The following is a 14,629-nucleotide window of genomic DNA, read 5'->3' on the forward strand; positions in this document are numbered from 1 at the left end:
TTATGAAAGCTTTTGAGTAGTAAGTCTATATACGCAGTGTTTAACCAAACAGCGCTTTGATTTCGTCTAACACTTCTGGGTTGGCGATGGCACCAATGTTTTTGACTTCTTGTCCATGCACAATTTGTTTGACCGCCAATTCCACCAACTTACCTGACTTGGTTTTAGGGATCTGACTAATTGCATAGATTGATTTTGGAACATGACGTGGCGAGCACTGAGTGCGAAGCAGTGTTCGAATCGATTGAGCAAGCTCCTCGTCGAGTTGGTGGCCGCTAGAAGTTTGAACGAACAAGACAATAGATTCATCGTTTTGCTCTTTACGGCCGACAGCAATTGAATCGGTAATTTGCGGCATCGTGTTGACTTGTTGGTAGATTTCACCGGTGCCAATGCGTACACCCCCAGGGTTGAGTGTGGTATCGCTTCGGCCATAAAACAGCATGCCTCCGCGGCTTGTTAGCATGACATCATCCCCGTGGTGCCAAATAGCTTCGAATTTATCCCAATAAGCGTGGTGGTATTTCTCGCCGTTATCGTTCCAGAACCCAATAGGTTGATTCGGAAAACTATTACTGCAGGCAAGTTCGCCCCGGCTATCAATAACCTTGGTTTGATCTTCAGCGATCACAGCGACATCTAGCCCTAGAGCGGCCCCTTGGCATTCTCCTCTGAATACTGGGCTAATCGGATTGCCAAGCACAAAACAGCCACAGATATCGGTTCCACCTGAAATTGACGCTAAGTGTAAATCGGTTTTGATGTTCTGGTACACGAAATCAAACTGCTCGGGGTAGAGTACTGAACCTGTCGAGCATAGCGTTTTTAGGCTTGATAAGTTGTGTTGGTGCATTGGTGAGTAACCCGACTTTTGTAACGCTTCCAAATATTTAGCTGAGGTACCAAATAGCGTAATTTGGTGAGCCTCTGCAAATTGCCACAAACTGCCTTCAGTGGGATACATTGGGCTGCCATCGTAGATTGCGAGCGTAGCGCCACCGGCGAGCGCAGAAACGTGCCAATTCCACATCATCCAACCGCAAGTGGTGTAATAAAACACACAATCATTGGGCTTGATATCGCAATGAAGTTGGTGCTCTTTCTGGTGATTGAGTAAGGTGCCACCGACTGCATGAACTATGCACTTAGGTTTTCCGGTCGTTCCTGAAGAATAAAGAATAAACAAAGGTTCGTTGAATCCGACTCGTGTAAACGACAGTGTTTGGTCTGGGTACTGGGTTAGTAGGTCACTCCAACTGAGCATATTGGATGCCTTGGGTACCGCCCGCGAGTAATCAATTTCACAGAGCGCCTGCAAGCTCGGTAGGCTGTTAGCAATAGATACGTTTTTGCTTTTCATGTCGAACGATTTGCCGTTAAATGTATAACCATTGCAACAGAAAAATGCTTTCGGCTTCACTTGGCTGAAGCGCTCGACTACGCTTTCGACTCCGAAATCTGGAGAGGTGGAAGTCCATACCGCCCCTAAGCTTGTAGTCGCCAGCATTGCAATGAGTGTTTCAGGGATATGAGGCAAATACCCGGCCACCACATCGCCTTTTTCAACGCCTTGATCCTGTAACCATTGTTGTACAGCGGATACTTGCTGACACAGTTGCGACCATGTTAGCGATCGTTCTTCCGATAATTCATTACTGAATATAACCGCTGTCTGATCTTTTAATTGAAGCGCATGTGACAGTAAATTCTCAGCGTAATTCACTTCGGCGTCCGGAAACCACAGCGTATCCCTAGCAGCGACATAATCTTGCCACTTTGATTGGCCTTCATCGCTTATTCGCCTCCCCTTGTCTCCAACAATATTGCAGAAATCCCACACCTCACTCCAAAAGGCGTCACTATTGCTCACCGACCAGTCGTGCAGTTGTTGATAGCTATCAAACGTATGTTGAGCTGGGCTAACTCGTTCGATAAATTGCTGCATATTTGATTGTTGGATTCGAGTTGGATCAGGTGACCAAATCGGTTGAGAGAGCGACATAGATCTTTCCTTGGGTTGTCGATGTTTGTATCAGTTTTGTTATAAAACTTCCTGTTGTCAAAAAATGAAGGCTATTTTATTTCTATGATAAATAAGAAAAAATAAATTAAATGTAAAATTATTGTTACGGTTGTTTTTGGGTTGATATACGTAAGGGCATTGGCAGAAGTATTAGGAGTGGATAGGCTTAAAGTAACCCAAAAGCAAAGGAGGGGGTGATGAGTAAATATCATTCCAAGCCAGTGAGTTCGGCAGGGATTGTCGACTGGAGTCACGAAGAAGATCAGATATGGCATGACCTTGTTTCACGTCAGCTCAAAGTGATTAAAAGCCGTGCAAGCAATGCTTATTTAGAAGGTTTGGAAATCTTAAATTTGTCGGAAGACAAAGTGCCACAATTACCTGATATCAATAAAATATTGATGGAGAAAACAGGGTGGCAAGTAGAGCCTGTGCCTGCATTGATCAATTTTGATCGGTTCTTTGGTTTGTTAGCAGAGAAAAAATTTCCAGTCGCAACGTTCCTACGTAGCCGAGAAGAATTCGATTACTTGCAAGAGCCGGACTTTTTCCATGAGATTTTTGGTCATTGTGCGATGCTAACGAATCCTGACTTCGCGGCCTTTACTCATAAATATGGACAACTTGGCGTGAATGCCAGCAGTAAAGAGAGGGTATATCTCGCGAGGTTGTATTGGTTTACTGTTGAGTTCGGGCTGGTTAAAGAAGGCGACGAGACCAAGATATACGGCGGCGGCATTTTATCTTCACCGGGTGAAACTGTGTACTCGTTAGACAGCGATACGCCGTCACGTCATGCTTTTGATATTAGTGACGTGCTAAGAACCCCTTATCGAATCGATATCATGCAGCCTATTTACTTTGTGCTGAATGATATTGCGGATCTTTACAATTTGAGCCAAATGGATTTGATGGAGATTGTCCACCAAGCGATGGCTCTCGAACTTTACCCACCATTATTTGAACCAAAGGAAATAACTCATGCTTGATGAACTACGTTGTGAGGCTTGCAGTGTTGATGCAATGGCATTATCAAAAGAAGAACGGAACTTGCTACTGACTGAACTGAATGGCTGGGAAATGCTCGAAAGAGATTCCATCCCACAACTGGAAAAAGTCTATAAATTTAAGAACTTTAAATTAGCTTGGGCATTTAGTAATCAAATTGCACAATTGGCTGAAGACGAATTTCATCACCCCTCTATTTTACTTGAGTGGGGGAAAGTGACGGTCACTTGGTGGAGCCACTCAATAAAAGGCTTACACAAAAATGATTTTATCTGTGCAGCGAAGTGCGACTCTTTGCTAGCTGAATAGCTGAATCTAATTACCTCTTAGCCTGATGATATTCCCCTTCAGATTTCATCAGGCTATTTTTTCTTCATAATAGCGCTCAATCGACGCGTTATTCTCACCATCATTGGCTTCTAAGGGGCGAACTTCTAATAGCTGATTGAGACCCTCTGCGCTGATTGGCTTGGATTTTAAATAGCCTTGAATGTAGTCGCAGCCAAAATCACTTAGGATGGATAACTGCGACTCGGTTTCCACACCTTCTGCGACGACAGGTAAAGAGATCGTGTGCGCCATATTGATAATGGCTTCGCACAACTTGCCTGATTTATGCAGTGGCTTGTCGATATGCTCAATGAAGGTTTTGTCCATTTTTAGAATATCGATAGGGTAATCGCATAACACTGATAGCGATGAATAGCCTGATCCGAAATCATCCAGATACACGACTACGCCTAACGCTTTAATTTCTTCTAATGCGCGGACAGTGCACTCAGAATTGCTAAGAAGTAAAGATTCGGTGATTTCTATCCCAACCAGGTGAGCGGGGAATTTGGCCTTATCCAACACATCTAGCAAAGTATGAAGGATATGGTTGGATTCAAATTGTTTCGCTGAGACATTGATATTAATTCTAGGAACTTCAATGATCAGTGGGTTAAGCCAAAGCTGCTCCAGTACTCGGCAGGCCTCTTTCAGTACCCAATCGCCTATCTTGATAATCAACCCAGTCTCTTCTGCGATAGGAATAAAATCTACCGGGGAGATGTTGCCGTAATCTTTGTGATCCCAACGCAGCAGCGCTTCCAACCCTTTGAAAGTTTGTGTTTCTTGGCAAAAAATGGGTTGGTACGCTAGGGAAAGCTGTTGTAACTCAGTGGCCTGGGTGAGCTCTTGTTCTAAAGTAAAACGTTGTTTGGCTTGAACGTACATCGTCTCATCGAAAAATACGACGCCTTCATTGCTAGAACGCTTTGCCTTGTACATAGCCGTGTCGGCTTCACGGAGGATTTGCGCCAATGTATAGCTACGTTCCGTGACCAATGAAACCCCAATGCTGGCCCCTAAATGACAGGTGCGGCCATTAATACTGTACGGTAGGGAAAGTAGTTCATTGTATCGTTGAGCGATGACACTCAGAGTACTCTGTTGGACGTGATTAGCGAGGCACACCACAAATTCATCACCACCAAATCGGTAGCATTTGTCACCTTCCCGGGTATTGTTTTTTAGCCGCGATGCCACTTGCTGCAACACCAAATCACCAATTAAATGTCCCATTGAATCATTAATGACTTTGAAGCGGTCTAAGTCGATAAATAACACGGCAAAACCGTCATTCTCTGGCTGTTTGATAAGCTTTATCTTTTCTGAAAGGTGCTGATTGAGAGCCTGACGATTGTATAGCCCAGTCAAATCATCTTGTATTGCTTGCTGTTCAATGGAACGGGTTTTGTCTTCCACGAGCTTATTCGATATAGCGAGGCGATTGGCATAGAATTTTGCGCCCCACGCCACGGTAAAGGTCAGCAGTAGGATTAAAGTGACGCAAGTGCCCCCATAAATTAGGGTGCTGTGGCTGTTGTCTAAGGTCGAGACTTCAATTCGCCAGTGGGTGTCTAAGATAGGAATGTAGAGGTCTTTGGTTCGGCTAACTTTGCGTTCTAACCCCGTTGTTCTAACTAAGTCGCTATTTAGATGTGATTGGAAAATCGGAGATGAGTCGGAAGAGTGGTATACCTTAATATTCAAAGATTGGGCGTTCACTTCGTCTTGCCAAGTGATCCCAAGAAACTCATAGAAAAGTATATTCGCGACGATGTAACCCTGAAGTTGGTCTTGCGTATCAATCACAGGAAGAAACAATTTACTGCCTAAGTAGCCTTCTTGCTCGGTTTCGGTGGCGACTAATGAACCTTTTTGCTGTGCACTTTTTAGTGCCGATAGATCCTTACAAGAAGAATCGATGCTAATACCAAGCGAGTCGCTACCTTCAAACTGAGGAGAGGCAAACAATACAGGGAAGATTCGATTAACGATATCGCGATTGCATCGCTCTGACACATAAGGGTTAAAAAGCACTCGGTAGCCAAGTAACCCTTGTTGTTGGGCTTGGGACTCAAGTTTTGATATGTCAGAAAGTGGGGTACTTGGCGCCCATAATACGGATTGAACCCCGGAGTCGATCCCTGTTTTTTGATCTAGATAAAGCTGAAATTGTTCTTGGCTGGGTGTATTGGCATTGAGCATGAATGCTCGGGTCGAACTCATTAAGTCACTAAGAGACTCAAAAGAAGCGTTGAGCGATTTGATTTTGTTGTTGAACTGAATATCGAGTTGGTCTTGAATTCGCCTTGTTTCGTAAAAGCTAATCGTTAGGAAGCTGGCCACGGCGGTGAGAATACCGATAAACCAAATGAAGCTGACGGCTCTGTGACTAAAAGAACGAAACAACGAATTAACCCAATGAATTATCACTGGAAGTTATAATAGTGATAAAGTGATTAATTGCAAATGATAATTGTTGCTGTTTGTGGTTTTATAGAATTGGTTCAATAAGGCAGCGTAATACACCGCCTTATTTGCAGAAGCGCAACCGGAATAAGCGTGGCTTCTGGCTGGTTACTAGCGTGCTAACTTGTGGTGAGCTCGTGAGAAATGGCCCGCACAGAATGCACCAACAATAGATAGCTCACCCGCTAAACATAAAGCCGCACATACTTCTGCTAGTGCTTGCGAATTGCCATTACCATGCAAACCCATCAGATCCAGACACGCTTTTTGGCTAGGTAAACCAGTGCCGCCGCCGACAGTACCCAGCATTAGATTAGGAAGGGTAACACTTGCGTAGAGATCGCCTTTTTTATTCAGCTCCATACGCGTCATACCAATGGCAGACTCTGCCACACATGCGGCGTCTTGCCCGCACGCAATATAAAGCGCCGCTAACGCATTAGCATAATGAGCGTTGATACCAATGGTGCCACTTAATGCTCCACCAACGGTCGTCATTTGACCGAACTGAACCATTTTTTCAGGTGTGGTATGCAGGTACTTTTTAACCAGCTCTGCAGGAATATGAACTTCAGCGGTCACTTTTTTTCCACGAACACTGCGTAGCGTCTGAGAGTTGGCTTTTTTGTCGCCGGATAGGTTTCCGTCTAAAAATGCGTATTCAGGCTGAACGGGAGTATGGTTAATGATGTATTCAAAAACAGCATTGGTCGCGATAGTTACCATGTTCTGACCAGAGGCGTCGCCAGTCAAAAACTCAAACACTAAATAAACATGGTTGCCTTCAATATTAATATTGATGTCGGTCAGCCTACCGTGAGAAGTGGTGGCTTCTGCGAGTTCCTTAAAGGTTTCGTATTGCGTGACCGCCCACGCGACAAACTGACCTGCTTCCACTAAACCGTAGAAAGCAAAACCAGGAGTGCGAGTTACCCCTTCATTGAGCAGCATTGCACTTGCGCCACCACATGCCGTTAATAGCTGGGAACCTCTGTTATAAGAAGCAACCAACGCCGCTTCGGTTGTCGCTAAAGGAACTAAATAATCCCCCTTGGCAAACAGGCCGTTTACACGTAATGGCCCTGCGATACCAACAGGAACATTTACTGTGCCAATAAAGTGCTCGATATTTTTTTCGTACACGTGGCACTGCTGTTGAGTATGTGGATCGAGCAGTTCAGCTTGAGCTTCAGAGTTGTCAATGGCAGACCATCTACGTCCAATGTTCTTTTCCGTTAGAAAAGGGCTCGGAGTCAGTTTATTGGTTGGCTTGTCAAAATGAGGTTCGAGTTTTAACTCTAATTCGTCTGCGGAGATGTCGCCCCCTAAGATGGATACATAGTCACGGCGGTGCAGATTCAGTTTAGGCATAGTGGTACAACGTAAATAATTTGCGCTGATTTTACCGAGGAAAATCTCAGAAACAAGCACTGGATATAAGGAGTTACAGTTTGAACAGGTTTTCGAGGTAAATCGCGGTATTTTCATACATATTTGGCTAATTTGTTAACCAAGTATTCGCGATATATAAAACGAAAAACGTTATATGTGAATGTCGAGAAGGCTACCAATCATTTCATTGTTTCGTTCTACCACACTGGCACCGATACGGTTATAACTCGAACTCTGGTTGAGTTTCATTAAAGCGTCGGTTTGGGATGCGGGGGGAGGCGATGACTTTTCTTCATTTTTCACTTCCTCTTTTTGAGGCTCGATTTTGTTGAAAGAAAGGTCGTTTCGTTCTTGCTCTTGTTGGGCTGCTTGGTTTGCTTCAAGCGCAGCTTCTTCAGCCATTTTTGATGACTGTTGAATGAGCTGATAACCAGATTGCACACCCGAAATTGGCATAAATACCTCTAAGCAATAACTTACCTAGTAAGTTTAGAACGGCGAAAAAATGTACGCAATGTTCTGAGCTGAAATATTCGTTTTTTGTATGGATTAATTGAACAGCGCTGAAATAACAGAGTGCTCTTCATCGGTCACTAAATCTGAAGGTTGTACATCTAATGATTGATGTATTTCACCTTGTAGCGACTTCAGCTGCTGAGGGGTCAGTAATTGTATTTGTTGTTTTAATGCTTCAAATTGTTGTGTATTCATCGCGCTCACCTTTTCTGCTCGATTGATAACGGCACCATCGAGAAAATTACTTCTTAGGGTATTGGTTTTTAAGCACTGAAAAATGTTGGATTGTGAGTGAGGTCCTTTCATAACAAAACTCATTTTCCAAATGATGAATCTACTATAAATTGCAGCGGTCGTTTTTTGTCCGAGAATTGTCAGGCAAGGTCAACAAAACGTCAACCTAACCGAATGTCAACATAAGTCTTTGAAAAGTGCGTATGACACGTGACTGAAGTTGAGTGATTGATGTCTCTAAATTGAAATCAATGTGCCTTCACGGCGAATTTAGTGGCCAGTTCATGTAATTCTGGCAGCATTCGATAAATGAGGTGGAGCTGTTGCAACACCATGCGCACTGATCCTTCATCTTCTTCACGCCATTCTGTGAGACGTTTATCTAGATCTGGGTCATAGATATCGCTGACATCACACTCTTCACAATGACTGTCGAGTTGGTGATGCAGTGCTTCTAAGTGTTGGTGGATAACTCGATGAGCGTCCAACACCAGTTTGTGCGTGCTTTCGTCATCAATGCGAGTTCGATGGGCGCCTAAAGCTGAAATGTAGCTGAGTAACGCATGGTTTAGAGTGAGGAATCGGAAGCTTTCATCAACAGCAGTTCGATATTTACCTGGCTCAACGAGCATATTACTAATCGCAGAAGTTAGGTTCGCATCGTTATTGTGGGCACTACGACGAGCAATGCGGTAATTCAAATTGTCTTTTTTGCCGATCCGATACTGTCCAATGATCTGACCCAAATAAAGCTTATTTGAGTTAATGGCGTCACCCATTACTCGGTGAAGGCGCTTGGATTGCCAATCTGGTAGTACAAATATTACCGCTAATACTGCGAGCAGACAGCCGATAAACGTATCTGCGAGCCTTGGTAATACTACTGCGTAGCCTTCCCCTAATTGGTTAAAGCAGAACAGGACCAATAAGGTGATGAAGCCAGTCGCAAAACCGTAGTTATTGATTCTGAAAGCGAAAAACATTACGCCACTAACCACAATGAACACCAATTGGCTTTCTTGGGATGGGAAGAAGGTCAGCAATGGCACACCAATTAACAAGCCTGCTACTGTACCAATCACACGCGCAGTCAGTTTTTGACGTGTTGCGCTGTAGTTGGGCTGGCAAACAAACAGCGTGGTTAACAGGATCCAGTAACCTTTTTCTATCTCTAACCCTTGAATGATCGCATAACCAGCAGTCAATGCTAACGACATACGAATCGCGTGGCGAAATAGCATGGAATCTTTATTGAGGTTAGCTTTGATTTTTAGCCACATCGCTTTGAGCGTGTGTGGGTTGGTATCATCAAGCGTGTCTTCTTCTAACTTTTCTGCGTCTGGGTTGTTGATGTTTGATAACTGTTTTTCAACCGTCGCAAGGTTGTTAAACAGATAGCCTAGCTGCCCGAGCAATCCTTTCCACTGCGGATTATTTTGCTGTTGAAGATGGTGCAGGGAGGATTGCAGTTCATCCAAAGCCATCATGGATTTATCGCTGTGCTGATACTCTGATCCAACTTTTAGGGAATGAGCGATATCACGACAGGCATTCGCTTGCGCTTCTAGCAAATACTTAAATCGGAACAATACATCGGAACGTTCAAAATGTTGTGCAAGCTCTTGATAGCGGTAGTGGCTTGAACTGACTCGCTCATGAATATCTTGTGCCATGAAATAGATGTTCAGAAAGCGGTCACTAGGCCCATCAATATGACCACGCTTTGAACGATTAAGCAGTGTGGTTTTGCATGTATTTAGCGCAAGGACGGTGCTGGCGTTTAACTTCGCTTCTGTAATACGAAAAGGCTGAGGAGTGAGATCTCGGACAGGGTGGAATAATTCGGATTTCGTGTCCATGTATGCGGCCACTTCGGAAAACACTTTAGCGAGGTTTTGTTGCACGGGCTGCATTGGCCAAAATATCTGCCAAATCATAGACATAAAGTAGTACCAAGCCGCTCCAGAAAGTAGCAATAAAGGCTGGAACCATAAGTTGTGGCTTTCGTGAGCACCAAGCATGGTATAGATCGCGATCAATAGCGATCCAAAAGCGATACTCGCATACTTGGGCCCAATGGCGCCTAACATGATGAAGGCGAAAGTCGAGATGAATAGCCCTGCGGCAAATAGCCAAGGAGTATCAAAGAGCAGCTCTATGGAAAAAGCAGCAATGGCAAAACAGATAAAGGTTAAAGTTAGTGCTTTGAGACGACCGGTAAAACTGTCATCACTTTCTGCTAGTGCCGCAGCGATCACGCCTAAAATCAACGGAGTGATCAGCGTATTTTGTTTGAAGTACCAAGCCGGAATCACCACACCAAGTAAAGTAATTAAAATGAGAATGCTGTAGTTGATGGTTTTATTGGCCCAATAGAGGCGTAAATTTGCAGATAATTTCACAGTGATGAACAGGCAATGGAAAACCACAATCCTAGCAGATATCAATAGCAAGATTATGATACAGGTCGATATTTTCCTTTAGATGCTCAGGAAATCACCAATAGGATGCTGACTATTATTATTTCCAGTGGCGGCATGATATAAATTGGGGATTCCCAAACTAAGAGCGTAGTACCAATGCAGCTAAGCGCGAATAAGACTGCACAGTTTTTTATTCAAAATGAATACCATCAAGTTGAACTCGACGATCAAAAGTTATTACTTTCTTCAATAGGCAGTGAAGAGCGCATTCCATTTACCGTGTGGAATGGGAAAGTGGCATTACGTCGTGGGATATTTTGGGGTTCGATTCAGTTTTTTGCTCACACTAATGACGGTGTTGAACGCAGCTGGTTGGTGCAAGGGCTACCCTGGGAAAAATGTCGTAAATTCGCGCGGGTCGCGATTGCTGCTTATCAGCAATGGCACAATACACAATGTGAACAGCTTGCTGTACATCTTCCGCAGTGGGAAGTTGAACTGAATCGCTTAGAACACCTTCCAGCCTTTCTATCTAATTCGAAAGTAAATACTTGGGTCGCTCAGGTCAAACAAGATCTCGAAGCGATGACAATGACATTGGACGAAGCACAGCAAAGATTACCTCATCGAGTTGAGAAGCTTGAACCTTGGTTGAACGACACTGCTGAGAGACTTCAGCGACGAAATCAGGAGTGGCTAGATACAGAGCGAGCAAATTGGGAGGTGCTCTTTTCGCAGTGTGAATCGTCTCCGCTTAACATTTCTCAGCAATATGCAGTTCTTCTAAACGATGATCATAACTTAGTTTTGGCGGGCGCTGGTTCTGGTAAAACAAGCGTTCTGACAGCGCGTGTCGCTTATTTATTACAGAGTCATCAAGCTCAAGCGCATGAACTACTGTTATTGGCGTTTGGCCGTGAAGCGGCAGACGAAATGAAACAGCGCTTAGATGACAAAGTGGGGATGTCTGCCGAACAAGTGCAGGTGAACACTTTCCACCAACTGGGATTAAAGATACTCAATCAAGTTGAGCCTGAACCCGTCGTGATTTCACCTATAGCTTTAGATAGTAACCAGAAGCAAGCTTGGTGCATTGATTGGTTGAAAAAGCACTGGATGACACCGACCAATTTTAAGCGCTGGCAAAAGCATTTATCTAAGTGGCCTATCGCCTACCTAACGGGTGATGATGAGTTAGGTAGCCATGCTTCAAACCCTAAGCTTATCAATTGGCTAGAAAATCAGTTAGATCAGTTATCGGCTTCTGGTCTAACAAAGAAAGAAGTTCAGCAACAGCTGGTGGATCATTCCGACTATACGCGTTTGAATAGCGAACTTGCATTATGTTGGCCATGTGTCACGGCATGGCAAAAAATGCTCAAAGAACAAAAGCATATCGACTTCTCAACCATGATCAGTCGAGCGACTCAGTACATCGAAAAAGGACGTTTTGTTTCACCTTGGAAATTCATCATGATTGATGAATACCAAGATATTTCGCCAGACCGTTTAGCATTGGTGGAAGCCTTGTGTGCTCAAAGCAAAGATGACCAACAAACCTCAATCTTTGCGGTAGGCGACGATTGGCAATCGATCTATCAGTTTGCAGGGGCAGATGTTGATCTAACCACCGGTTTTAAAGAGCGTTTTGAAAGCTCGACGATTCACCATTTAGATACAACTTATCGCTTTAATAATATGCTGGGTGAGGTGGCTAATCGCTTTATTCAGGAAAACCCCAAACAGCTGCCAAAAACACTCAATAGCTTCAAACAGCAGAAGCAAAAGGCGGTCTATACTGCACCGAGTAAGGATGTCGAAAAAATACTGGGGCAGATTGATCACCAAGCCAAGCAAAAGAAATCAGTGCTGTTACTTGGACGCAATCATTACCATAAGCCGGAGCTGCTAGAGGATTGGAAGCAGATCTACACCTCGGTCGATATTAGCTTTATGACATGCCATGCCAGCAAAGGTAAAGAGGCTGACTTCGTGATCATTTTGGCTGTGGATGAAGGTCAATTCCCAGCGAAGAAAAAACAGCTGCATATTGATGGCGCGTTGACGGCGTCATCAGATCTGTTCCCTTATGCGGAAGAGCGTCGCCTGTTTTATGTCGCAATGACCAGAGCCAAAGAAAAAGTGTGGATTACACACAGTGGTGACGGTTCCGGTTTTGTCCAAGAACTGCATGAATTTGATTATCCAGTGATTAAGAAAAAGTAAGGATACGAAATGGAATTAGAACATGGTTCGATTAACTACATAGAGTTTGCAGCAAAAGATATCCCCGCGACTAAAGTATTCTTCAAATCTGTTTTTGATTGGAGTTTTGAAGACTACGGCGAAGAATATGCAGCTTTTACCGCTAAGGGGCTAACAGGAGGTTTTTACCAAGCCGAATTAGCTTCAAGTGCGGAAAAAGGGGGAGCGCTGATGGTGTTCTATAGTGCGAACTTAGAAGAAACATTGGCTGCAGTTGAACAAGCTAATGGTAAAATTAATCGCGACATCTTCTCTTTCCCTGGCGGCCGACGTTTTCATTTCATTGAGCCAAGTGGCAATGAAATGGCGGTATGGAGCGATAAATAGTTCAAAAGAAAAGCCAGTCGAGAGACTGGCTTTTTAGTGTTTAGAGTAGGCTAGATTATGTACGCTCTGCTAAATAGGCTTCATAATCTGGGATTTCGATAGCCACTTCTTCTTCCAATAAGCTTGAACTGAATAGGAAGTTTGCCGTAGCGCGGTTAGCCGCCACTGGAATATTCCAAACGCTTGCGATTCGAAGCAGTGCTTTGACATCTGGGTCATGCGGTACCGCATTGAGCGGATCCCAGAAGAAAATAAGCATATCGATTTTGCCTTCAGAAATAAGTGCGCCTAATTGTTGGTCGCCACCCATTGGGCCACTGATCATGCTTTTAATGGCTAAGCCTGTTTCTTTGCTTAGCATTGAACCTGTTGTACCTGTCGCGTAGAGAAAGTGCTTTTGCAGCTTTTCTTTGTTTTCCGTTACCCATCTTAATAATTCTGGTTTGCAGTTGTCGTGAGCAACTAGAGCAACGTGTTTATGAGCTGGCATTGTTCTCGTTGTTTTTTGCATTATTGTCTACCTAATTATTGGAATTTTTATTTGTTATCGTCCGTTGAATCTACACGCGTTTCGACACTGAAAATAGGTCGATACTCCGAAGGAGACAAAGAGTCAGCAATGACTTTACCACCTAAAGTTGTTGGAGTAAGTGACTCGATAGTAGGTGTCGCTTTGGTATCATAAGATTGTCCACGCAGATAGCTTACCGCCTGCTGTACAGATAAGCGACCCTGTTCGACCATTTTATCAGTGGGAGCGTAAAGCACTTTGTTACGAAGTAACCCTCTGTACACTCCGTGACTTAAGTAGCTTGAGACTAAGCCGATCTCACCAGTTTTACCTGCTGCTCTTAACTCACTGATTGCAGCTTCAACGGCGACCGCACTGCCTACAATATACTGGATATTTGGCATATCAATGACACGCTGTACTAAATTGCGTTGCAGCTCTTTATCATTGTCCGCCCAGTAGCTTATCGCAATATTGATTTCACTGTTTTGGATTGCGTCATAAAAACCGAGAGCCACTGGTTTTGTTCCACCGCTAGATTGTGGTCCAAGTAGCAAGGCGATGTTTACCTTCTCGGAACCTTTAGGGTGCTTTTGTGCGAGGTACTGTCCGGCTTGGTAACCCATCTCCGTCCAATTTACGCCTACTGTGCCTTTAACTAACTCCGATTGCTTGTCATTGACCGATAACTTATTCACCGTTGCAAATACTGGAGTGGTGCCAACCCAATTACTTAGATTGTTGTAGAAAGCGTCAGGAGCAACGGTACCCAGAATAATCGCGTCGGCTCCCCATTCATTGCATACTTCCAGTTGCCTTTCTTGCTTAGTTTTATTTGGGTAGCCGCCAGACTCTAACACTCGTAAGTCGATGCCTAACTTTTCTGCCTCAGAAACCATTCCATAGTTAACGGAGAGCCAGTACGAGTCTTTTAAGTGTGGGTAAATGGCGCAGACTTTTTCAATAGGCTGGGTGTTTTTTTGATCGAAGCTTGAATTGGCTGAATAAGAAAGCGAAGAGAAGGATACTCCGCCTAGCGTGAGAAATAATGATAATGCAGCGCGTTTGATTGGCATGAATAAGCAGTTTATTGGCATTGAATAAGTAAACATTGCAAAATATAGCGTATTC

The 14,629-nt window shown here is 44.0% G+C and carries 12 protein-coding genes; 4 read left to right on the forward strand and 8 right to left on the reverse strand.

Features of this window, described 5'->3' with window-relative positions:
• Window positions 1-40: 40 nt before the first annotated feature.
• On the reverse strand, window positions 41-2,002 hold the full coding sequence (locus tag ELZ11_RS08265) for an acetoacetate--CoA ligase (RefSeq protein ID WP_137356903.1): 1,962 nt from the start codon (window positions 2,000-2,002) through the stop codon (window positions 41-43).
• A 218-nt stretch (window positions 2,003-2,220) separates the two neighbouring features.
• Here ELZ11_RS08265 and phhA point away from each other — a divergent pair, with 218 nt between their 5' ends.
• Both phhA and ELZ11_RS08275 read left to right on the forward strand, forming a co-directional pair.
• Window positions 2,221-3,012, forward strand: coding sequence for a phenylalanine 4-monooxygenase (phhA, locus tag ELZ11_RS08270; RefSeq protein WP_137356904.1), 792 nt, complete (start codon window positions 2,221-2,223; stop codon window positions 3,010-3,012).
• Window positions 3,005-3,340: a 4a-hydroxytetrahydrobiopterin dehydratase gene (locus tag ELZ11_RS08275; RefSeq protein WP_137356905.1), complete on the forward strand. Its 336-nt coding sequence runs from the start codon at window positions 3,005-3,007 to the stop codon at window positions 3,338-3,340. The genes phhA and ELZ11_RS08275 overlap by 8 nt, the downstream gene beginning before the upstream one ends.
• 48 nt (window positions 3,341-3,388) lie before the next feature.
• Here the strand turns inward: ELZ11_RS08275 and ELZ11_RS08280 are convergent, their stop codons facing one another.
• From ELZ11_RS08280 to yccS, 5 genes are all read right to left on the reverse strand, one after another.
• Window positions 3,389-5,770, reverse strand: a complete 2,382-nt coding sequence (locus ELZ11_RS08280; RefSeq protein WP_244291625.1) for a bifunctional diguanylate cyclase/phosphodiesterase — start codon at window positions 5,768-5,770, stop codon at window positions 3,389-3,391.
• A gap of 171 nt (window positions 5,771-5,941) precedes the next feature.
• Window positions 5,942-7,201: a hydroxymethylglutaryl-CoA reductase gene (locus ELZ11_RS08285; RefSeq protein ID WP_137356906.1), complete on the reverse strand. Its 1,260-nt coding sequence runs from the start codon at window positions 7,199-7,201 to the stop codon at window positions 5,942-5,944.
• 171 nt (window positions 7,202-7,372) lie between these two features.
• Window positions 7,373-7,678, reverse strand: a complete 306-nt coding sequence (locus ELZ11_RS08290) for a hypothetical protein (protein ID WP_137356907.1) — start codon at window positions 7,676-7,678, stop codon at window positions 7,373-7,375.
• Between the two features lie 93 nt (window positions 7,679-7,771).
• A complete protein-coding gene (locus ELZ11_RS23775; RefSeq protein ID WP_167494650.1) occupies window positions 7,772-7,933 on the reverse strand; it encodes a hypothetical protein in 162 nt (53 codons plus the stop codon).
• 287 nt (window positions 7,934-8,220) lie between these two features.
• Entirely contained in the window at window positions 8,221-10,374 is a 2,154-nt protein-coding gene (gene yccS, locus ELZ11_RS08295; protein ID WP_137356908.1) for a YccS family putative transporter, read from the reverse strand.
• A gap of 177 nt (window positions 10,375-10,551) precedes the next feature.
• Between yccS and helD the strand changes: the two genes are divergently transcribed.
• Both helD and ELZ11_RS08305 read left to right on the forward strand, forming a co-directional pair.
• Window positions 10,552-12,621: a DNA helicase IV gene (helD, locus tag ELZ11_RS08300; protein ID WP_137356909.1), complete on the forward strand. Its 2,070-nt coding sequence runs from the start codon at window positions 10,552-10,554 to the stop codon at window positions 12,619-12,621.
• A 9-nt stretch (window positions 12,622-12,630) separates the two neighbouring features.
• Window positions 12,631-12,987 (forward strand): VOC family protein, encoded by a 357-nt coding sequence (locus tag ELZ11_RS08305; RefSeq protein WP_137356910.1) that lies wholly within the window; start codon window positions 12,631-12,633, stop codon window positions 12,985-12,987.
• 55 nt (window positions 12,988-13,042) lie between these two features.
• Here the strand turns inward: ELZ11_RS08305 and ELZ11_RS08310 are convergent, their stop codons facing one another.
• Together ELZ11_RS08310 and torT are read right to left on the reverse strand one after the other, a co-directional pair.
• Window positions 13,043-13,498, reverse strand: a complete 456-nt coding sequence (locus tag ELZ11_RS08310; RefSeq protein WP_137356911.1) for a methylglyoxal synthase — start codon at window positions 13,496-13,498, stop codon at window positions 13,043-13,045.
• Window positions 13,499-13,524: 26 nt separating this feature from the next.
• Window positions 13,525-14,574 carry a TMAO reductase system periplasmic protein TorT gene (torT, locus tag ELZ11_RS08315; protein ID WP_137356912.1) on the reverse strand — a complete coding sequence of 350 codons (1,050 nt, stop codon included), beginning with the start codon at window positions 14,572-14,574 and terminating at the stop codon, window positions 13,525-13,527.
• Between the last annotated feature and the right edge of the window lie 55 nt (window positions 14,575-14,629).

The organism is Vibrio profundi (assembly GCF_005281835.1).
Classification (GTDB): domain Bacteria; phylum Pseudomonadota; class Gammaproteobacteria; order Enterobacterales; family Vibrionaceae; genus Vibrio; species Vibrio profundi.